This is a genomic window from Micromonospora citrea (genome assembly GCF_049629545.1).
Lineage (GTDB): Bacteria > Actinomycetota > Actinomycetes > Mycobacteriales > Micromonosporaceae > Micromonospora > Micromonospora citrea_A.
Genome location: NZ_JBNADX010000014.1, coordinates 1 through 20,274, shown reverse-complemented (window position 1 = coordinate 20,274; position 20,274 = coordinate 1). Strand labels below are relative to the sequence as shown.

The window sequence follows — 20,274 nt, the reverse complement described above, 5'->3', positions numbered from 1 at the left end:
TCGGTGCACCGGGAAAGACCCGGCGCGGCCGCGCCGGTCAGGAGACCGGACGGGCGTGTTCCAGCTTCATCGGCCCGTGCAGCGCCGAAACCTCGGCAACCTCACGCTCCTCGACGATCACGTTACCGCCGTCACCGGCGACGGTCGCGGCCACCCCGCCGGGAATCTTCAACGCCGTGGACATCGTCGTCGGATCACCGATCACCGTGATCGTGTACGGACCCGACAACGACCGCCCGTCCACCACCAGCGACCCGTTCTGCCCGTCCAGGAAGTACGTCGACGCGATGATCCGCACCGGCGACCCACCGGCACCGGAAATCTGCATCGCCTCGGCCCCCGCACCCCGCAACTCCTGCACCGCGTCCAGGATCCGCTCCGCCGCGATCGGCTTCCCACCCGGCACGAACCGGACAGCCAACCCCGGCCCCCGCGCCGGCAACGTCCCCGCCAGGATCCCCAACTGGTCCGCCCGCCGCCGCGCCTCCTCCAACGCCGCCTGCCGACCCTGCTCACCGGAGCGCAACTGCCGCTGACTCTCCTCGAGAGCCTCGATGTCCTGCTGCAGCCGCTTCTCCCGCGAATCCAGATCCGAGAAGATCCGGACCAGGTCCTCCTGCCGCGTCGCCGCCAACGTCGGATCCGTCGACGTCGTCTTCAACTGCACCACCAGGGTGAAACCCAGCAACGCCAACAGCACCGCGATCATCACGCCCGCCGAGCTCAACCGCCCGCCCCACGCGCCCGGACCGCCCTTCGTCGGCGCCGGCGCCGGCGCCGACGTCGGCTCCGGCTCCTGCGGCGGCGCGGCCACCGCCTCCGCCAGATTCACCGTCGGACCACCGTCGTCATCGGCGTCGCCGACCCGCGACTCAGGCTCCGGCGGCGCGACCAGGGGACTGATCTCGTCCGGATCCGGCGCATCCGGCCGCGGATCCGGCTCACCCGCCGGCCCCGACCGACGACCCGGCCCCGCCGGCTCCGGCCACCCCGTCCCGGTCTCCCGCTGCTCGTCGCTCATCGCCACGAACCCTACGCCCGGAACAGGTGACGACGGATCGCCGCCACATTGCCGAAGATCCGCACCCCGAGCACGACCACCACGCCGGTGGAGAGCTGACCGCCCACCCCCAACTGGTCACCCAGGTACACGATCAGACCCGCCACCAGCACGTTCGAGATGAACGACACCACGAACTGCTTGTCGTCGAAGATCCGGTCCAGCTTCGCCCGCACCCCACCGAACACCGCGTCGAGCGCGGCCACCACCGCGATCGGCAGGTACGGCTGCAACGCGGCGGGAACGGTCGGATCCAGATAGATCCCGAGCACCACACCGGCCAGCAACGCCAGCACCGCGATCATCGGACACCTCCGGAGGGGCTGGGAGACGTACCCGGACCGGCCGGCCCGGGACTGGTCGAGCCGCCGGCGCCCGCCGAACCCGACGGCGACGGGACCGGACTGACCGAAGGCTGCGCGTAGCGTAGCCGCGGCTCCGGCGCGGCCGGCAGGGTGAGGCCCTCGGCCTCGCGCACCTGGAACGACAGGCCGGTCTGCTTCGCCACCCGACGCATCAGGTACGCCGACCGGCTCTCCTCGAACTTGTCCCGCATCGAGCCCGGCCCGATCGCCGTCACCTCGTACGGGCTCGTCACCGGCCGGAAGTCCACCAGGATCGCCGCCCCCGCCGACCGGATCGTCGACGTCGCCGTCAACCGCTGACCGTTGATCGCCACCGCCTCGGCCCCGGCGGCCCACAGATCGTTGGCCACCTTCTGCAGGTCGGAGTAGATCACCCGGTCCGGGCCGGCCTCCGAGTCACCGGTCACCGCGTCGTCCTCCTTCGGCGCCGCGTCGACCATGCGCACCACCATGCCGTCCCCGCGCACCCGACCCAGACCGGTGCCCGCCTCCAGGTTGCGCAACCGGGCCGCCTGCGAACCGCTCAGCGCGGCGTCACGCTGACGGCCCACCTCCTCGCGCAACCGGTCCGCCCGGGCGGTCATCTGGTCGGTCTCGGCCTCCCGCTGCTTGATCTGCGCGATCAGCCCGGCCCGCGCCTGGCTGCGGCTCGGCTCCTCGGCCAGGGTCTCCCGGTACGCCACCGCGAACAGGAACCCGACCACCACGATCACCAGGACGCTGACCGCCCGCGCCGAGGCGCCCCGCCACCCGGCCGGCGACGGCGGTGACTCGCGCCGTCGGGCCGCCGCGTCGGCGTACCCCGGGTCGAGCGGGTTGCGGAACAACTCGGTGAGGAAGTCCGGGGTGAAGACGCGCGCCGGGCGGCCACCGGAGTCCGGGCCGGTGCTCATGCCGCCGCTCCCCCGGACCGGGTCCGCATCGCACGCACCAGCCGTGCGGCCTGGACCACGTACATCGCGCCGGCCGCCCAGTAGAGCACCAGACCCCACCAGGCCAGGCCCCAGCCGATCGCCGAGGCGGCGGTCGCCACGGCTCCCGCGGTCTGCGCCAGCAGCAGGATCGGGAAGGCTGCCAGGAGCAGGAAGGTGGCCGTCTTGCCCACGTAGTGCACCGGCGGCGGGCCGTAGCCGTGGCGGCGCAGCACCGCCAGTGACCCGAGCAGCAGCACCTCGCGGGCCAGCAGCGCGGCGGTGAACTGCCACGGCACCACCTCGCGGGCGGTGAAGGCGAGCAGGGTGGCCAGGATGTAGAGCCGGTCGGCGAGCGGGTCCAGCAGCTCGCCGAGGCGGCTGACCTGGCCGAGCCGGCGGGCGATCCAGCCGTCGACCCAGTCGGTGGTGCCACCGGCGGCCAGTACCACGATCGCCGCCACGTCGGCCTCCACCACCAGGAACAGGTAGAGGAAGAGGGGTACGCCGAGCAGCCGGACGGCGCTGATCAGGTTCGGCAGGGTCAGCACCCGGTCACCGGCGACGGTGACCCCGCCCGAACCGTGCGGTTGCTCCACCCGAGCCGGCCGACGCGACACCGAACCTCCCTCCGCAGCACGAACCGGGTGCCACGTGGGACACCTCGGTGGGACGTGCGCGCTGACGGGCCGGCCAGCGCCGGCGCCTCGGCGATCCCGGGCTGGGACCTCCCCCTGGTGCCGGCTCCGGTGTCGTGACCGTGGGCCGGCGAGTTGCGCAGCCACTATATCGGGCTCACGTCTGTGTCCTCCGGCCGCGCGTTTGCGTCGTCGACCGTTGCTCCTTGTGTGCTGCGTCACCACCCGTAAGGCATCCTAGGACACTAGTCGTTCGGGTCCGTCGCACGATCTTCGTGTCGGGGGCGGACAGGTCAGGCGGTGAGGGCGGTGGCGTCGGTGCCGGGCTCCGCGGTGACCCCGGTCTCGGCGGCCTGGGCGAAGGCGAGCAGCGCGAGCAGCAACTCGTGCTGGGTACGCGCCGGCATCCGGTCGAGCACCGCCTGCACCGCACGGTGCCGGCGCTCCGTCAACTCCCGCAACAACGTCTCCGCCGCCGCCGTGGGGACCAGCCGGACCTCACGGCGGTCGCGGGGATCCGCCACCCGCCGCAGCAGACCGGTGGCCTCCAGCCGGTCACAGAGCCGGCTGGCCGACGACGGCACCACGTCCAACAGCTCCGCCAACCGGTTCACGTTGGTCTCCGGCCGCTCGGTGATCAGCGAGAGCACCCGCAGCTGGGTCGGCGGGACGGCCACCTGGTGCCGGGAGGAGGCCGAGTCGAGCACACCGATCAGCGCCTCGGCCGCGGCGTCGATCGCCGCGGCGAGATTCGGAGGTCGGTCCACCCGCTGTCCCCTGCGATCGTCCCGCTCGTACCTGCCGGTCGGTCACCGTCCGCCCGGAACGCTGGCACCGAGCCAGTCCAGGCAGACGACGACGGCATCGTCACGCAGGTCGGTCTCGGCGTGGTAGGCGAACAGCTCGCGCATCACCGTACCAACCGCCTCCGTGGCCGGCTGCAGCCGCGTGGACCGCATGGACCGGGCCATCACCCGCTCGCCGTACGCCTCCTGGCCACCCGGCTGCGCGGCGTACACCCCGTCGCTGACCACGAAGAGGCGGTCCCCCGGCGCCAGGTCGAACTCCTGCACCGCGTAGCGGGTCTCGGCGAACATGCCCAGCGGGAGCTGGCGCTCCAGCTCGATCGGGGTGACCGTGCCCCCACGCAGGCGTAGCAGGTGGGGCGAGCCGGCGTCCACGGCGCGGACCCGCCCGGTAGCGGTCTCCACCGCCAGCAGCAGCGTGGCCACGTGCCGCTGTCCCCGGTGCTGGTAGAAGATGGTGTCCGAGGCCAGTTCGGCCTGCTCCACCAACCCGCCGCCGGAGCGGCGGGCGTTGCGCATCGCGTTCACGGTCAGGGCGGTCAGCAGCGACGCCCCGATCCCGGTGCCGGTGCCGTTGAGCACGGTGAGGGTCAGCCGGCCGGCGTCCACCGCCCAGTCGAAGTGGTCACCGCCGACGGTGTACGCCGGCTCGAGCTGCCCCGCCAGCAGGAACTGCTCGTGCCGGACGCTGCGCCCGGGCAGCAGATCCCACTGCATCTCCGCGGCCATGCTGAGCCGCTCGCGACGCCGGGCCCGCCGGTAGCGGTCGGTCTCCCGGTCGGCGGCACGCAGGGCGGTGGCGAGTTCCCCGGCCACCTCCTCCGCCGCGCCGACCGTGGCGGTGTCCGGTGCGGCGGTCAGCTCGACCAGGAGCACCCCCAGCCGCTCCCCCCAGGCGGTCACCGGCACCCAGACCCGGCAGTGCCCCTCGTCGTGCGCGTCCAGCACCGGTTGCTGGCTGCTGAAGCAGCGCTGCGCGACGCCCGCGCAGGCCAGGAAGCCGGCCTCCGGCAGTTGCGTGCCGAGCACCGGCCAGAGCCCGCTGATCCGGTAGTCGGCGAGGAAGACCTCCACCCGCGACGCGGCGAGCAGCGACCGGAGGGTGCGGTCCGTGGTCTCCACCAGTTGGTCCGGTGGGGCCGCGCGCAGCGCACGGGACACCGCGGCGGGCACGTCCGGCATGTTGGTCCTTCCGATTTTCTTGCTACGGGGCAAGCATCATACGGAGGGCCGGACCCGCCGGGTCACCCGGCCGGCTTGACCGCCAGACCACCGTGGAAGGCGTCCGGCACCGCCGCCGCTTCGCCGTCCACCCGCCACCGCGACACCGCGACGATGCCGTCGGGCGTCGGCGCCCACCGGCCCAGCAGCGGACGGAACGACGCCGGGTCGCGCATCCGGAACTGCGGCCCCATCATCGCCAACGCCTGCGGATGACCGGCCAGTTCCTCGCTGTCGAAGTCGAACGCCAGGAAACTGCCCGGCGCCACCGCCTCGTAGATCTCCTCCAGGGTGCCCGCCAGGGTCGCGTCGTCGAGGAACGCCGCCAGCCCGAGGAACACCACCCCGACCGGCCTCCTCCCCCAGCCCGGCACGAAGCGGTGCAACTGGGCCCGGTCGACCGTGCCGATGTCGGTGGCGTCGCCGTAGCCGTAACCGGCGCGGTCGCTGTCGGCCAGGATCTGCTGGCCGAGCCGTACGGTCACCGGATCGACGTCGGTGTAGAGCACGTTCGCCGCGGTGGCGACCTCGTGCACGTTGCCCCGGGTCGGCAGCCCCGCGCCGAGCACCAGGAAACCGTCCACTCCGGCGTCGGCGATCGCCGTCACGGCCCGGCCGAGGAAGGCCCGCAGGTCACGGAAGATGGCCGCGCAGGGACCGTACGCCTCCTCGAACGCGCGCGCGGCGGCCACGTCCACCGGGAAGTGGTGCTCACCGCCCAACCAGAAGTCGATCATGCGGGCGGTGCTCGGCTGCTCCGGCTCGTCCATCGACGGCGCTCCCTTCCAGCGGGTGGCCGACAGCGTATCGACGCCGGCCGTCGTGGCGGTATCGGCCCGGCGACAGCAGGCGGCCCGCGATACTGACCGGACAGGAGGTGGACGGACGTGAACTCGGCGGACGGCGCGGCGGTCGTGGTGGGGGTGGACGGCTCCGAGCCGGCGCTGCGCGCGGTACGGCTCGCCGCGGCGGAGGCAGCCCGGCGCAACCGGCCGCTGCGGGTGGTGCACGGGTTCATCTGGCCGCTGCTGCGGGTCCCCGTCGACCAGGCTGCCGGCAGCCCACCCGGTGGCGGGCTGCGCCACCAGGCCGAACGGGTGGTGGCCGACGCGGTCGCCGAGGCCGAGGCGACCGCACCCGGGATCCGGGTGACCGGCGAGATCATCGACGGAGAGGCGTCCGCCGTCCTGCTGGGCGAGACCCCCACCGCGGTGCTGGTCGTGCTCGGCGACCGGGGCCTGGGCGGGTTCGCGTCGCTGGTCGTCGGCTCGGTCGCCGTCCAGGTCGCCAGTTACGCCGACTGCCCGGTGCTGGTCGCCCGCGGCGAGGAGCACCCCGGCGGGCCGGTGGTGGTCGGCGTCGACGGTTCACCCGCCTCCCGCCGGGCGGTCGGGTTCGCCGCTGAGCAGGCGAGCCTGCGCGGCGCCGGCCTGCACGCGGTGCACGCGTACAAGCATCCGGTCTCCCTGGGCCCGGGCGACATGCAGCCGCTGGTCTACGACGAGTCGGAGCTGCGTGACGAGGAGCAGCGGGTGCTCGCCGAGTCCCTCGCCGGCGTGCACGACCGGCACCCGGACCTCGCGGTCACCCACGAGGTGGTCCGGGCGCGGCCGGTCGCCGCGCTCACCGAGGCCTCGAAGCGGGCCCTGCTGACGGTCGTCGGCGGCCGGGGACGCGGCGAGCTGAGCGGGCTGCTGCTCGGCTCGGTGAGTCAGGGGGTGCTGCACCACAGCGCCAGCCCGGTCGCCGTGGTGCGGGCCCCCGACTGAGCGGTTGGCGCGTCCGCAGACGGGTAGACCGCCCGGGTACGGCACGCGGTGACAGCGACCGAGGAGGCGGCGATGCCAGGACCACGGCCGGGAAGCAACGCGTACGACAAGGAACGCGCGCGCCTGCGCGACATGGTCGAGCAGTCCGGGCGGGCGGCCGACCAGGAGGCGAACCAGGTCGCCAACCGGATCCTGCAGGAGGATCGCGGCCAGCGGGGCGTCGTCCGGGGCGAACGGACCTTCGGCCCCAAGGGCGAACGCGAACCCGGCGACCCGAAGTGAGGGCGTCCGGTCTGGTCGACGGGGCGATCGCCGGCGCGGTCGGCAGCGCCGCGTTGAACGTCGTCAGCTACCTCGACATGGTGGTCCGGGCGCGGCCGGCGAGCAGCACCCCGGACGAGACCGCCCGCCGGCTGGCCGAGACGGCGCACGTGGACCTCGGGCCCGAGGACCGGGCGGCCAACCGCCGCTCGGGCCTCGGGCCCGTCCTCGGCTACGGGATGGGCATCGCCGTCGGCGCACTCGTGGGCGCGCTCGCCGGCGGTCGCCGGGCGTCCCTGTCGGTCGGCCCGGTGCTGCTCGGCGGCACGGTCATGGCCATCTCCGACGGGTCGATGACGGCCCTCGGAGTCACCGACCCGCGCACCTGGCGGCGTAGCGACTGGGTCGCCGACTTCGTGCCGCACCTGGCGTACGGAGTGGCGGCCGCAGCCACCTGGAACCGGCTGCGGCCGCCATCCGGGCGGGGATGTCGTTAGCCCCGCGCGTCGCTCTCGTCGTCGGCGACCGGCTCACCGGCCGGACCGTACGGCGACACCTGCCCCTTGGGCACGGGCCTGCCCCGGTCACCGGTCGAGTGGCTCTTGTTGAGCGGATGCCCGGTCGGCCGGGGTCCCTTGCTGTCCTGGCTGGTGGCGCCCTTGTCGTTGCGCCGGAACTCCTCCTGCTGCGGTTGCACCACGACGGGTCTCCTTCCCGGTGGGAAGCGCGCGACGCCTCGGCCGCGCACCTGCTCGGCTTACCCGCCGCCGTGGCGCGCATTCGGGTCCCGCCGGCCGGGCTGATCCCCGCCGGGGCGGGTACAGCACGGTGATGGGGGACGAACACCGGGTGGCCCGGGTCCTGCTGGACCGGCAGGGACGCACGTACGCCGAAGAGGCCGGTATCCGGTTGACCGACCGGCCGGGGCCGCTGTACCAGCTGCTGGTGCTGGCCACGCTGCTGAGCACCCGGATCCGTGCCCAGGTGGCGGTGGCCGCCGCACGGGAGCTGTTCGCCGCCGGCTGGCGTACCCCGCAGGCGATGGAGGCGGCGAGCTGGCAGGACCGGGTCGACGCGCTGGGTCGCGGCCACTACCGCCGCTACGACGAACGGACCGCGACGATGCTCGGCACCGGCGCCCGGCTCTGCCTGGACCGCTGGCACGGTGACCTGCGGCGGCTGCACCAGGAGGCGGGCGGCCGGTCGAGCGTGCTGCGTCGGCTGCTCACCGAGTTCCCCGGCATCGGCCCGACCGGTGCGGACATCTTCCTGCGCGAGGCGCAGACCGTCTGGCCGGACGTGCGCCCGTACGCCGACCGGCGCGCCCTCGCCGGGGCCCGGCGGCTCGGGCTGCCGGCGAACCCGCGCGGGCTGGCCGGCCTGGTCGGCGAGGCGGACTTCGGCCGGCTCGCCTCGGCGCTGGTGCGCGTCGCCCTCGGTGAGGAGTCCGCCGGCGAGGTCAGCCGCACGGCGGCGGCCCGGTGAGCCTCACTTGACCGGCTTGTCCCCCGGCTTGGTGAGGTTCCAGACCAGCAGCGAGGCGAGCAGGGCGAGCAGCACCACTCCCCCGGAGACCCCGCCGCCCTCCTCGGCGCCGCTGCGCCCGGTCACCCCGAAGTAGATCACCGCGAGCCCGGCGAGCACCGCAAGGAACGTCCGCATGCCTCGGTCCTTCACGCCCGCACCGTACGACCGCACGCCGGCCGGGACACCGGGGTTCACGTCCTGTCACCCGTCCGGGTCAGCACTGTGCCGCGGGCCCGCGCAGCCGCACCCGCCGCACCGCCCGGTCGGCCACCTCGACCACCTCGACGGTGAGCCCGGGCAGCCGCACGCTGTCCCCCGGGCCGGTCGGCAGCCGGCCCAGCCCGGCCAGCACCAGCCCCGCGACGGTGGTGTAGTCGCGAGGCAGCGGGAAGGTCAGCCGCACCCCGACGTCGGGCAGGTCGTGCAGGGGGAAGTCGCCGGGCAGCAGCAACGCGCCGTCGGCCTCCCGGACCACCCCGCTGACGTCCCGATCGGTCTCGTCGTACAGCTCGCCGACGACCTCCTCCAGCAGGTCCTCCATGGTGATGAGGCCATCGATCCCGCCGTGCTCGTCGACCACCAGGGCGAGCTGTTCGTGGCGCTGGCGCAGCTGCCGCATCGCGTCGGCCACCGGCAGGCTGCCCGGCAGCAGCAGCGGCGGACGGGAACGCTGCCCGGCGGTGGCGGCACCGGCGTCGACCAGGTCGCGGATGTGCACCACCCCGCAGACGTCGTCGAGCCCACCGGGGCCGACGACGGGGGCCCGGGAGCGCCCGGTGGCGGCCAGCCGGCGCATCGCCTCCGGGGCGGTCATGGTGGCGGGCAGCACGGTCACGTCCCGCCGGGCCACCAGGATCTCCCGCAGGGTACGGCCGGCGATGTCGAACGCGCCGGACAGGATCTCCCGTTGCTGCGCCGACAGGCCCCGCTGGCTCACCAGCATCTCCCGCAGCTCCTCCTCGGTGACCTCCTGCCGGCTCGCCCGGGGATCCCCGCCGGCCAGCCGGACCAGCAGGTCGGTGGCCCGGCTGAGCAGCCACACCGCGGGTCGGGACAGCCCGGCCAGCAGGTCCAGCGGCACCGCGCTGAGCAGCGCCCACCGTTCCGCCCGCTGCATCGCCAGCCGTTTCGGGGCCAGCTCGCCCACCACCAGGGTGACGAAGGTCAGCACCACGGTCACCAGCAGCACCGCCACCGGCCGGGCCGCCCGGCCGAGGAAGCCCAGCGGACCGACCAGCGGCTCGGCCAGCGAGACGGCCGCCGCCGCCGAGGCGAGGAACCCGGCCAGGGTGATGCCGAGCTGGATGGTGGCCAGGTACCGGTTCGGCTCCCGGGACAGCCGGGCCAGCCGGGCGCCGGAGCGCCCGGTCCGGGCGAGCCGGCGCAGTTGCCCCTCGCGCAGGGTCACCAACGCCATCTCGCTGCCGGCGAGGGCGGCGTTGACCAGCACCAGCACCGCCACCAGCGCGAGCTGACCGCCCACCGCACCCCCTCCCCGCGCTCGTCGGCCGGTCCCCCGCCGCCGGTCAGTCGGTCTCCAGGTCGTCGAGGGAGATGGCGTGGGTCATCAACCAGCGGGCCAACGCCGACATCCCGAACAACCACAGCGGCGCGGACTCGGTCGTGCCGTTGGTGGCGAAGATCGCGAACCGCAGGTCCGGCGCCCGGTACGCCTCGATCCGCCAGCGGTGGTTCTTGTCCCGCCAGACCGCCGAAGGGTCCATGGCGTCACGGTAGGCGACCGCGGGGCACCGGTGGAGCGGCTTGCGCTCACCCGCCCGGTACGACCTTCCCGCCGAGCGCCGCGTGCGACCCCGCCCTGCCGGCCGGGGTCAGGACGGTGGGGTGACCACCTCGCGGGCGTCGTCGGGCAGCCGGCGGGTGGCACCGCGGCGGTCCAGCAGCTCCAGCAGCGGCACCGCCACCCGGCGGGTGGTGTCCAGCGCCTGCCGGGCCGCGCTGAGCGTGAACGGCTGCGGCAGGCCGGCCAGCACCCGGACCGCGTCGTCGACCGCGCCGGGCAGCAGCACCACGTTCTCGGTGAGCTTCAGCAGCGCGCCCGCGCGGACCGCCGCGCCGATCTCCCGGGGGCCCAGGCCGAGGGCGGCGAGCCGGTCGGCCTCCGGGGCACGGAACGGGTGCCGCGCGTACTCGGCGTGGACCCGCCGCACCGCGCCGGCCACCAGCTCGGGCAGGGTGTCCGCCGGGGCGGTGGCGACCCGGCCGGCACGCAGCGACAGCGGCGGCCGGACCAGGGCCGCCACGAGGGCCCGGTCGGGCAGGTCGAGGCGCCGGCGCAGCACCTCCACCGGCACGCCGGGCTCCAGCGGGTGCTCGCGGGCGTACCGGGTGGTCTCCTCGACCAGCCGGTCGCCCAGCCGCCGCCAGTGGTCGGGGTCGGCGAGCCAGTCCCCCGCCACCGGCTCGGCGGTGACCGTGACCCCCATCCGGGTCAGCTCGCCGGCCCGGGCCAGCGACCGGCGGCGCAGCTCCCCGGCCAGGTCGGGCCGTCCGTCCAGGCCGGCGAGCACCCCGGCCCGGGCGACCGCGGCGCCCCGGCGGGTCAGCGGCGGCGGGTCCACGTCCAGCACGGTCACCCCGCCGGCGACGTGGTGGCGGCCGGGGTCGCGCAGCAGCGCCCGGTCGCCGATGAGCAGCGGCAGCGGCCGGGCCAGCCGCAACCGGACGGTGTCGACGCCGAGCGGTCGGACCCGCACCGGCACGGCCGCCGCGCCGACGTGCAGGGTGAGCGTGGCCGGCAGGTCGGCCGCCGGGTCCCCGGCCAGGCGCACGTCGACCAGGTCGGTGCGGCGGAACCGGCCCGGGGTCAGCAGGGCGTCGCCGCGCGCCAACCGGTCCTTCGGCACGCCGCGCAGGTTGACCGCCACCCGGGCCACCGCGTCCACCCGGTCCCGGGCCTCGCCCAGGCGGTGCAGGCCGCGTACCCGGACGAGCTCACCGGTGTCGGCGAGGGCGAGCTGGTCGCCGACGCGCAGCCGGCCGCCGCCGAGGGTGCCGGTGACCACCGTGCCGCTGCCCCGCACGGTGAACGAGCGGTCCACCCAGAGCCGCACCGGGCCGTCCACCACCGGGGCCGGCACCCGGGCGACCAGCCGGTCCAGGGCGGCGCGCAGCGCCGGCAGGCCGTCGCCGGTGAGGGCGCTGACCGCCACCGCCTCGACCTCGCCGAGGGAGGTGGCGGCGATCTCGGCCCTGGCCGCCTCGGTCGCCGCCGCCGGGTCGGCCAGGTCCGCGCGGGTCACCACGAGCAGGCCGTACGACACCTCGAGCGCGTGCAGCGCGGCCAGGTGCTCGGCGGACTGCGGCATCCAGCCCTCGTCGGCGGCGACCACGACCAGCGCGGCGGGCACTGGGCCGACCCCGGCGAGCATGTTCGGCACGAACCGTTCGTGCCCCGGCACGTCGACGAAGGCGATCGTCGCGCCGGAGGGCAGGGCGGTCCAGGCGAACCCGAGGTCGATGGTCATGCCCCGGCGACGTTCCTCGGCCCACCGGTCCGGTTCCATCCCGGTCAGCGCCCGGACCAGGGTGGACTTGCCGTGGTCGACGTGTCCGGCGGTGGCGACGACGTGCATGTCAGCCGGCCGCCCGCAGCACCGCCACGCGCAGCGTGTCGTCGGCGGCGGCGGGCACACAACGCAGGTCCAGCAGGAGCCGGCCCCGGACCACCCGGCCGAGCACCGGTGGGCTGCCCAGGCGCAGCGGCCCGGCGTACGACCCGGGCAGGCTCAACGCCCAGGAGTCCAGTTCGACGCCCGGGGCGCCGCCACCACCGACCACGGCGGCGCTGGGCACCACCTCGGCCTGGCAGCCGTCCGCGCCGAGCGCGTCGCGCAGCCGTTCCGCCCGGGCGCGCAGCACCGCCGGGTCGGCGTGCAGGGCGGCCCGGGTGGGCGTGCCGGGGCGGTGCAGGGTCGCCGCCAGCGCCGCCAGGGTCAGCTTGTCGACCCGCAGTGCCCGGGCGAGCGGGTGCCGGCGCAGCCGCTCGACCAGGTCGGCGTCGCCGAGCAGCAGCCCGGCCTGCGGGCCGCCGAGCAGCTTGTCCCCGCTGGCGGTGACCAGCGCCGCCCCGGCGCGCAGGGTGCCGGCGGCGTCCGGCTCGTCGGGCAGCAGCGGGTCCGGTGCGAGCAGTCCCGACCCGATGTCGGCCACCACCGGCACGCCGAGGGTGGCCAACTGGCGTACCGGCACGGTGGAGGTGAAACCGGTGACGACGAAGTTGGACGGGTGCACCTTGAGCACGAAGCCGGTGTCCGGGCCGACGGCCCGGGCGTAGTCGGACAGCGTGGTGCGGTTGGTGGTGCCCACCTCGCGCAGCCGCGCCCCGGTGCTCTCCAGCAGGTCGGGCAGGCGGAAGCCGTCACCGATCTCGACCAGTTCGCCCCGGCTGACCACGATCTCCCGGCCGGCGGCCAGGGCGGTGGCGGCGAGCACCAGCGCGGCGGCCCCGTTGTTCACCACGTGCACGGCGGCGGCGTCGGGCACGGCGGCGGCGAGGGCGTCGAGGGCGTCGCGGCCGCGCCGGGCCCGCCGGCCGGTGCGCAGGTCCAGTTCCACGTCGGTGTGCCCGGCGGCGGCGACGACCGCCTCGACGGCGGCGTCCGACAGGGGCGCCCGGCCGAGGTTGGTGTGCAGCACGACGCCGGTGGCGTTGAGCACGGCGCGGGGCGTCGGCGCGGGCAGTGCGGCGAGCGCGGTGTCGCGTACCTCGTCGGGGGTGATCTCGCCGCGCCGGGCGCGGTCCTGGGCGGTGACGACGGCGGCCTTGACCCGGTCGCGGCCGAGGGTCGCGACGGCCGCCGCCAGCCCCGGGTCGGCGAGCAGGGTGTCGGTGCGCGGCACCCGCCGCCGCGGGTCGGCCGGCGCCTCACCCATGCGTCATCTCCCGTGCAGCGTGGCGGAGACGGACGGGAATCGAACCCGCCTGGCCCGGGTACCGGACCACACCGGTTTTGAAGACCGGGAGGGGCACCAGCCGCCTGAACGCCTCCGCCCAGGAGTCAACCACAGCACTCGCCGGGGCGCGTGGCGAGGCTCAGACCTCGCCGGCCTCCCGGCGGCGGATGCGCTCCCGCTGCGGCAGCACCGTGTACTTCGGATCCCGGGCCGAGGCGACCCCGCCGTGGAAGATGCCGAACCGGGTGACGACGGAGGCGGCCAGCAGCGCCGCGCCGGACAGCGCGGAGACCGCCCGGCTGCGCCGGCCGAGCAGCGCGCCGGCCACCCCGGCGGCCGTCAGCGCCCGCCCGGCGCGCAGCAGCCGCCCGGCCGTGCCGGTCCGGTAGGGCTCGCTGAGCAGCCCGAGGCGGGTCTCCACCGAGTGCGCGCCCCACAGTTCCAGGGCCGCGCCGGCGACCGCGAGGCGTCGCGCCGGGCCGGCCTGCGCGCAGGGCGCGGCGATCAGGCCGACACCGGCGCCGCTGGCCAGGGCGCTGCCCGCGAAGATGGTGGGCAGTTCCGGGTACGCCTCGTGCCAGGACGGCACCGCCGTGCCGGCGAGCAGCACCCCGGTGTACGTGGCCAGGGCGGGCGCGGTGACGGCGGCGGCCAGCCCGGCGACCTGCCCGGCCGGGGGCAGCAGCCGGCGAGCCAGCCCGAGCGCGCCCCGCTCCGGCAGCCGGGACGCCGCCTCGGCGACCGCCGCGACCCCGGCGGCAGGGCCGTAGGCAGTGAGGATCCAGGTGCCCACCGACATCGGCGAGGTCGGCTTCGCCACCCGCAGCATGTGGTGGAACCGCGACGGCCGGCCGAGATCGTTGACGAGGAAGTACGCGCTGGCGGTGACCGCGCCGAGCGCGGTGACGCGGCCGGCGCGGCGCAGCGCCGGTCGCCCGGTGAGCTGCCCACCCGCCGCCAGCAGCGACGACCCGGCCGCGAGGCCGCCGGTGAACAGGTATGCGGCGATGTCCCAACGCCACACCGGCGGCTTCAGGATCGGCCGGCCGTAGTACGAGGTGAACTCGGCCTCAGGCACCCGCAGCTCCTCGCCACCCCGGCGGCCGCCACGTCCGCGCCCGCCGCGCCGGTCGGCGGGGGCCACGTCGCGCGGCGGGCGAGGGGCGTGGCCGGCCTCGGCGGCACCGGCGTCGGTGTGCGGCGCAGCGCTCGCGGCACGGCCGTCGCGCGGGTGGTCCCCGCCCGCTCCCTGGTCGGCAGCGGCCGGACCGGCGGGGCCGACGCCCACCTTCGGGCCGTGGCCGAGCTGGGCCGACGCACGGCCCCGGCCCCGCACCGCGTCCGGGTCGATCCGCTCGCGGAAGCGGCGGAACAGGTCACCGACCGGGCGCTGCGGACTCACGACCGACCTCCGACGAACGCGGCGACGGCCGCCGCCGCCATGGCCACGGCGGCCCACCCGGCCCGCTTCCACATCTTCGGCAGGTCCCGGGTGGTCACCACCGGGTCCGGTGGCAGGCCGTAGACCTCCGGCTCGTCCAGCAGTAGGAAGAACGCGCCGTCGCCGCCCACCCCGTCGGTCGGGTCGTGGCCGTAGAGGCGGGCCTCCGGCACGCCCCGACCGTGCAGCTGCTCCACCCGCCGCGCGGCCCGCTCGCGCAACTCGTCCAGCGGGCCGTACTGGATCGACTCGGTCGGGCAGGCCTGCGCGCAGGCCGGTGTCATGCCCGCGCCGATCCGGTCGTAGCAGAGCGTGCACTTCCACGCCCGGCCGTCGCCCCTGCGCTGGTCGATGACGCCGTACGGGCAGGCGGAGATGCAGTAGCCGCAGCCGTTGCAGATGTCCTCCTGCACCACCACCGTGCCGAACTCGGTGCGGAACAGCGCCCCGGTGGGGCAGACGTCCAGGCAGGCGGCGTGGGTGCAGTGCTTGCACACGTCCGACATCATCAGCCAGCGGAAGTCGGTACGTGCCCCGGCGCCGGTGCTCCGACCGGGTGGCTGCGCGCCCGGCATGCCGAGGAACCGGGTCCCGGTCGCCGCGCCGTTCGACCCGGCGGGCGCGGTGCCCTCGACGGGCGCGGTGCCGGTGCTCGGGCCGGCGGCCATCCGGGCGGCGGCGGCGGCCGCACCCGGCGGCACGCCCGGGTCCGTGCCCGACGGGTTGCCGTTTCCGGCGGCGACCGCCGCCGACGTCGCGCTCGCCGAGCCGCCCGTCGGGGCGCCGGCGAACGGCGGGGCGCGGTGCCCGGCCGGGCGGGGCTGCTCGATGAAGGCCACGTGTCGCCAGGAGTTCGCGGTCAGCGCGCCGGTGTTGTCGTACGACATGCCGAGCAGGTCGAAGCCGGAGTCGGGGACGTCGTTCCACTCCTTGCAGGCCACCTCGCACGCCTTGCAGCCGATGCAGACGCTGGTGTCGGTGAAGAAGCCCATCCGCGGGCCGGCCGAGACCCAGCCGGCGTCCGGGGCGGGGTCGAGGGGGCCGTAGAGGCTGTTGGCGTCAGGCATCGTCGTCCTCCCCCGGCCCCGCGTCGGTGTCGGTTCCGGCCGGGTGGCGAACGGTCACCATCGGCGGCGTCCGGCCGGGGACCAGCTCGGCCCGCCGCTGATAGTCGGCGACCAGCTCGCGCAGGGCCGGGCCGGTGGGCCGGCGTCCGGGGCGTACGTCACAGGTGCCGATCTTGCTCTCCTGGATCAGGACGTTCGGGTCCAGGGTGATGCCGAACAGGTCGTTGGCCGAATCGCCGGTCACGATGCCCTCGAACCCGAAGTGGTACGGCAACCAGAGCTGGTGGATCACCCGGCCGTCCACCCGCAGCGGGGTGAGCCGGTCGGTGACCAGCACCTTCGCCTCGATCACCGCCCGGCCGCTGATCAGGTGCGCCCAGCCCAGGTGGGTCAGCCCCGCCTCGGCGGCCAGCTCCGGCGACACCTCCACGAACATCTCCGGCTGGAGTTCGGCCAGTGGTCGCACCGTCCGGCTCATCGCGCCGGCCGTGTGGTGCTCGGTGAGCCGGCTGACCGTGAACACGTACGGGAAGACCTGGCTGTGCTCCTGCGGCGGACTCGGGTTCACCGAGTTCACCGGGTGCGCGTACACCTTGCGGGTCGGGTTGGCCTGCTGCCCGTACAGCGGGTTGCGCATCGGCGACTCGGCCGGCTCGAAGTGCGTCGGCAGCGGCCCGTCGAGCACGCCGCTCGGCGCGTACAGCCAGCCCTTCCCGTCGCCCTGCATGACGAACGCGTCGTCACCGGCGATGCCCTCCGGCCCGGACGCCCCCTTCGGCGGCCGGTACGTCGGCGGCTTGGTGCGCTCGAAGTCCGGCACGTCGTAGCCGGTCCACTCGCCCTTCTCCTCGTCCCACCAGACGTAACGCTTCCGCTCGCTCCACGGCCGGCCCTGCGGATCGGCGGAGGCCCGGTTGTACAGGGTGCGCCGGTTCGCCGGCCAGGCCCAGCCCCACTCGGCGGCCACCCAGTCCTGCTCGTGCCGGGACTTGCGGCGGGCGGCCTGGTTGACGCCGTCGGCGTAGACGCCGGCGTAGATCCAGCACCCGATGGCGGTGGAGCCGTCGTCCTTCGCCTCCGCGAACGACGACAACAGCCGGCCGGTCGCCACGTCGTACCCGTTGATCTCGCGCAGCACCGCCTCGGCGCTCGGCTCGGAGTGCGGACCGTGCGTGGGGTAGTCCCAGGCCAGGTCGAGCAGCGCCCGGTCGCGGGGCTGGTCCGAGCCGGCCAGCTTCTCCCGCAGCCGGCGGCCCAGGTGGTAGAAGAACCACAGCTCGGAACGGGCGTCGCCCGGCGGGTCGACGGCCCTCTCCCGCCACTGCACCAGCCGCTGCGTCTGGGTGAAGGTGCCCTCCTTCTCCACGTGCGAGGCGGCGGGCAGGAAGAACACCTCGGTGCGGCACTGCTCCGGCACGATCTCGCCGGTGGCGACCTCCGGGCCGTTCTTCCAGAACGTGGCGCTCTCGATCATGAACAGGTCGCGGACCACCAGCCAGTCGAGGTTGGCCATACCGAGGCGTTGGGCACGGCCGTGCGCCGAGCCGACCGCCGGGTTCTGGCCGAGCAGGAAGTACCCCTTGACCTTGCCGTCGATCATGTTGAGCACCTGCTGGTAGGTGCCGTGGTCGCCGGTCATCCGGGGCAGGTAGCCGTAACAGAAGTCGTTCTCCGGGGTCGCCGCGTCCCCCCAGTACGCCTTGAGCAGGCTCGCGCCGAAGGCCCGCGCGTTGCCCCAGAAACCCTTCTGGCCCGGGTGCCGGATGCTGTCCACCCACTCGTCGAAGGTCGGGTGGGTGGCGTGGTGCGGCATCGGCAGGTAGCCCGGCAGCAGGTTGAACAGGGTGGGGATGTCCGTCGAGCCCTGGATGCTGGCATGCCCGCGCAGCGCCAGGATCCCGCCGCCCGGGCGGCCCATGTTGCCCAGCAGCAGCTGGATGATCGCGCCGGTGCGGATGTACTGCACACCGACGCTGTGCTGGGTCCAGCCCACCGAGTAGATGAGGCATCCGGTGCGTTCCCGGCCGGAGTTCTCCGTCCAGGCGCGGGCCAGCTCCAGGAACTTCTCCCGGGGGATCCCGCAGACCCGCTCCACCATCTCCGGCGTGTAGCGGGCGAAGTGCCGCTTCAGGATCTGGTAGACGCAGCGCGGATGCTGCAACGTCTCGTCGCGCAGGGTCTCCCCGTGCACCTGCGCGCCGTGCGACTCGTGCCGCAGCCCGGCCGCGCTGTCCCGCTCCCGGGCGGTGTGACCGCTGCCGGAGTCGGACTCGTGCCCCGCGTACTGCCAGCTGTCCTGCACGTAGCTGCCGGTCTCCGGGTCGAAGCCGGAGAAGAAGCCGTCGCCGTCCTCGGCGTCGACGAACCGCTCGCTGACGATCGTCGCCGCGTTCGTGTACGCCAGCACGTACTCCCGGAAGTCCAGCTCGTTCTCCAGGATGTGGTTGACGACGCCGCCGAGCAGCGCGATGTCGGTGCCCGCCCGGATCGGCAGGTACGTGTCGGCCACGGCGCTGGTCCGGGTGAACCGGGGATCGACGTGGAAGACCTTCGCGCCCCGGCGCTTGGCCTCCATGACCCACTGGAAGCCCACCGGGTGGGCCTCGGCCATGTTCGAGCCCTGGATGACGATGACGTCAGCGTTGGCGACGTCCTGTTGGAAGTCCGTCGCGCCACCCCGACCGAAGCTGGCCCCCAGACCGGGGACGGTGGCGGAGTGTCAAATCCGGGCCTGGTTCTCGATCTGGAGCGCCCCCATCGCCGTGAACAGCTTCTTGATGAGGTAGTTCTCCTCGTTGTCCAGCGTCGCCCCGCCGAGGCTGGAGATGCCCAGTGTCCGGTTGAGCGGCCGGCCCTCGCTGTCGACGTCCTCCCAGGTCTCCTCGCGGGCGGCGAGGATCCGGTCGGCGATCATGTCGAGCGCGACGTCGAGCTCCAGGTCCTCCCACTCGGTGGCGTACGGCCGGCGATAACGGACCGTGGTCTGGCGCAGCGGGCTGGTGACCAGGCTCCTGCTGGCCGAGCCCTTCGGACAGAGCCGGCCCCGGGAGATCGGGCTGTCCGGGTCGCCCTCGATCTGGGTGACCCGGCCGTCGGTGACGAAGACCCGCTGCCCGCAGCCCACCGCGCAGTACGGGCAGACCGAGCGGGCCACGGTGTCCGCGTCCTCGGTGCGCGCGGTCAACTCCGCCGAGCGGCCGGACTGCGCCGCCGCGCCCCGGCCGAGCGGGTCGGCGCCGGTGAGCTGCCGGTAGACCGGCCAGCCCTCGATGAAGGTACGGATCCCCACCGTGGGCACCTCCTCCCCGACACCGCGCAGGCCGACGTCCCCTGAACATAGGCCAGCCCCTCGGGGGTCCGCGAGCCAAGTGGTCGATCTTTTTCGGCGTACGCGGACAGCGCCGCCCCCGGCCCGGGTGGGTCGGGGGCGGCGCTGGGGGTGTCGGTGTGCAGGTCGCCTCTCGGCGCGTGGCGCGACGCGGCTCCAGCCGAACGGTATTCCGCGACGGCATTTCAGGTGAGGCCCGGGGACACTGGACACACCGACACCCGACTCAACACGCTACCCGCCCTCGCCCTTCCCTCGCTCGACGTGACCCCCACCACCGCCCTCGCACCGTGATCAGGTCGGGCTGTCCGCCGGGGCGAGCGTGGTGCAGTGGCGGCCGGGTGGCTCGGCACGCCTCCCGGCCAGTGCGGCGATCCCGGGCCGGAAACTCCCCCTGGCCCCGCCACGCCGCCCTCCGCGAGGGGCGATGGAACGAGATCTTGGAGAGTTGACGTTCGCAGTGAACGACAACTCGCCAAGATCCAGCCCGCCTCGCGGGCACCCCCGACCGGAACGACGCACCTCAGTCGGCACCGCGCGGCGCGTGGACGTCCCGCCCGCTTCTGAACACACGGCCCCACCGCCGCCCACCCCCGCCCGCCCGCGGATTGATCATGAGGTTGGCGGCCGTCATGGCGATCCACACCGCCGTCGAACTGCATGATCGACTCTGGGCGATCGGGCGATCGGGCGATCGGGCGATCGGGTGCGCGGGACGAGGGCTTGGGCACGCTCGGTTGCGCAATCGCTGCCGGGCGATCGCCGTCATGCACGGCGGATCGGTGCAGACACCGCTCAGCAGTCGGCGCAGACGCCACCTCGACGCGGCCGGATATGCCGCTGGCCGGCACCCCAGTGTGGGGTGCCGGCCAGTATGCGTGTGTGGGTGGGTCAGCTGTTCCAGTGCTCGGCGACGAGGTCGGCGGCCTGCTGCTCCCACTGGGCGTAGTGGTCCGGGTAGGC

At 74.7% G+C, this 20,274-nt stretch carries 20 protein-coding genes and 1 tRNA gene; 4 read left to right on the top strand and 17 right to left on the bottom strand.

Features of this window, described 5'->3' with window-relative positions; genetic code table 11:
* Positions 1-37 precede the first annotated feature (37 nt).
* The 7 genes from ACPFP2_RS16530 to ACPFP2_RS16500 form a co-directional block, all read right to left on the bottom strand.
* The gene (locus ACPFP2_RS16530) at positions 38-1,021 is read right to left on the bottom strand and encodes a DUF881 domain-containing protein (RefSeq protein ID WP_424090060.1); all 984 of its coding nucleotides are present in this window, start codon (positions 1,019-1,021) and stop codon (positions 38-40) included.
* 11 nt (positions 1,022-1,032) lie between these two features.
* Entirely contained in the window at positions 1,033-1,365 is a 333-nt protein-coding gene (locus ACPFP2_RS16525; protein ID WP_067311500.1) for a small basic family protein, read from the bottom strand.
* The gene (locus ACPFP2_RS16520; RefSeq protein ID WP_424090059.1) at positions 1,362-2,318 is read right to left on the bottom strand and encodes a DUF881 domain-containing protein; all 957 of its coding nucleotides are present in this window, start codon (positions 2,316-2,318) and stop codon (positions 1,362-1,364) included. The genes ACPFP2_RS16525 and ACPFP2_RS16520 overlap by 4 nt, the downstream gene beginning before the upstream one ends.
* A complete protein-coding gene (locus tag ACPFP2_RS16515; protein WP_424090058.1) occupies positions 2,315-2,956 on the bottom strand; it encodes a CDP-alcohol phosphatidyltransferase family protein in 642 nt (213 codons plus the stop codon). Before ACPFP2_RS16515 ends, ACPFP2_RS16520 begins: the two co-directional genes overlap by 4 nt.
* Before the next feature lie 311 nt (positions 2,957-3,267).
* A complete protein-coding gene (locus tag ACPFP2_RS16510; protein WP_424090057.1) occupies positions 3,268-3,741 on the bottom strand; it encodes a MarR family transcriptional regulator in 474 nt (157 codons plus the stop codon).
* 42 nt (positions 3,742-3,783) lie between these two features.
* Complete coding sequence (locus ACPFP2_RS16505) at positions 3,784-4,962, bottom strand: PP2C family protein-serine/threonine phosphatase (RefSeq protein ID WP_424090056.1); 1,179 nt, start codon at positions 4,960-4,962, stop codon at positions 3,784-3,786.
* 62 nt (positions 4,963-5,024) lie between these two features.
* The gene (locus ACPFP2_RS16500; RefSeq protein WP_424090055.1) at positions 5,025-5,771 is read right to left on the bottom strand and encodes an SAM-dependent methyltransferase; all 747 of its coding nucleotides are present in this window, start codon (positions 5,769-5,771) and stop codon (positions 5,025-5,027) included.
* Positions 5,772-5,888: 117 nt separating this feature from the next.
* On the opposite strand from ACPFP2_RS16500, the gene ACPFP2_RS16495 reads away from it, so the two are divergent.
* From ACPFP2_RS16495 to ACPFP2_RS16485, 3 genes are all read left to right on the top strand, one after another.
* A complete protein-coding gene (locus ACPFP2_RS16495; protein WP_424090054.1) occupies positions 5,889-6,770 on the top strand; it encodes a universal stress protein in 882 nt (293 codons plus the stop codon).
* A gap of 72 nt (positions 6,771-6,842) precedes the next feature.
* Entirely contained in the window at positions 6,843-7,052 is a 210-nt protein-coding gene (locus ACPFP2_RS16490; protein WP_088974248.1) for a phosphatidylethanolamine-binding protein, read from the top strand.
* Positions 7,049-7,528: a hypothetical protein gene (locus ACPFP2_RS16485; protein ID WP_424090053.1), complete on the top strand. Its 480-nt coding sequence runs from the start codon at positions 7,049-7,051 to the stop codon at positions 7,526-7,528. Before ACPFP2_RS16490 ends, ACPFP2_RS16485 begins: the two co-directional genes overlap by 4 nt.
* On the opposite strand, the gene ACPFP2_RS16480 is transcribed toward ACPFP2_RS16485, so the two are convergent.
* Positions 7,525-7,731, bottom strand: a complete 207-nt coding sequence (locus tag ACPFP2_RS16480) for a hypothetical protein (protein WP_088974250.1) — start codon at positions 7,729-7,731, stop codon at positions 7,525-7,527. The two genes, ACPFP2_RS16485 and ACPFP2_RS16480, sit on opposite strands and share 4 nt — an antisense overlap.
* 131 nt (positions 7,732-7,862) lie before the next feature.
* Between ACPFP2_RS16480 and ACPFP2_RS16475 the strand changes: the two genes are divergently transcribed.
* On the top strand, positions 7,863-8,516 hold the full coding sequence (locus ACPFP2_RS16475; RefSeq protein WP_424090052.1) for a hypothetical protein: 654 nt from the start codon (positions 7,863-7,865) through the stop codon (positions 8,514-8,516).
* Positions 8,517-8,519: 3 nt separating this feature from the next.
* On the opposite strand, the gene ACPFP2_RS16470 is transcribed toward ACPFP2_RS16475, so the two are convergent.
* From ACPFP2_RS16470 to fdh, 9 genes are all read right to left on the bottom strand, one after another.
* Complete coding sequence (locus tag ACPFP2_RS16470; RefSeq protein ID WP_170839572.1) at positions 8,520-8,693, bottom strand: hypothetical protein; 174 nt, start codon at positions 8,691-8,693, stop codon at positions 8,520-8,522.
* 79 nt (positions 8,694-8,772) lie between these two features.
* Positions 8,773-10,041 carry a hemolysin family protein gene (locus tag ACPFP2_RS16465; RefSeq protein WP_424090051.1) on the bottom strand — a complete coding sequence of 423 codons (1,269 nt, stop codon included), beginning with the start codon at positions 10,039-10,041 and terminating at the stop codon, positions 8,773-8,775.
* A 43-nt stretch (positions 10,042-10,084) separates the two neighbouring features.
* Entirely contained in the window at positions 10,085-10,282 is a 198-nt protein-coding gene (locus tag ACPFP2_RS16460) for a hypothetical protein (protein WP_088974253.1), read from the bottom strand.
* 108 nt (positions 10,283-10,390) lie between these two features.
* Positions 10,391-12,154 carry a selenocysteine-specific translation elongation factor gene (gene selB, locus ACPFP2_RS16455; protein WP_424090050.1) on the bottom strand — a complete coding sequence of 588 codons (1,764 nt, stop codon included), beginning with the start codon at positions 12,152-12,154 and terminating at the stop codon, positions 10,391-10,393.
* A gap of 1 nt (position 12,155) precedes the next feature.
* Positions 12,156-13,454, bottom strand: coding sequence for an L-seryl-tRNA(Sec) selenium transferase (gene selA / locus ACPFP2_RS16450; protein ID WP_424090049.1), 1,299 nt, complete (start codon positions 13,452-13,454; stop codon positions 12,156-12,158).
* A 20-nt stretch (positions 13,455-13,474) separates the two neighbouring features.
* Positions 13,475-13,570: transfer RNA gene (locus ACPFP2_RS16445), tRNA-Sec, on the bottom strand.
* A gap of 44 nt (positions 13,571-13,614) precedes the next feature.
* On the bottom strand, positions 13,615-14,619 hold the full coding sequence (gene nrfD / locus ACPFP2_RS16440; RefSeq protein ID WP_424090179.1) for an NrfD/PsrC family molybdoenzyme membrane anchor subunit: 1,005 nt from the start codon (positions 14,617-14,619) through the stop codon (positions 13,615-13,617).
* Between the two features lie 254 nt (positions 14,620-14,873).
* Positions 14,874-15,983, bottom strand: a complete 1,110-nt coding sequence (locus tag ACPFP2_RS16435; protein ID WP_424090048.1) for a 4Fe-4S dicluster domain-containing protein — start codon at positions 15,981-15,983, stop codon at positions 14,874-14,876.
* Positions 15,976-19,272, bottom strand: coding sequence for a formate dehydrogenase (fdh, locus tag ACPFP2_RS16430; protein ID WP_424090047.1), 3,297 nt, complete (start codon positions 19,270-19,272; stop codon positions 15,976-15,978). The genes ACPFP2_RS16435 and fdh overlap by 8 nt, the downstream gene beginning before the upstream one ends.
* Positions 19,273-20,274: the final 1,002 nt, after the last annotated feature.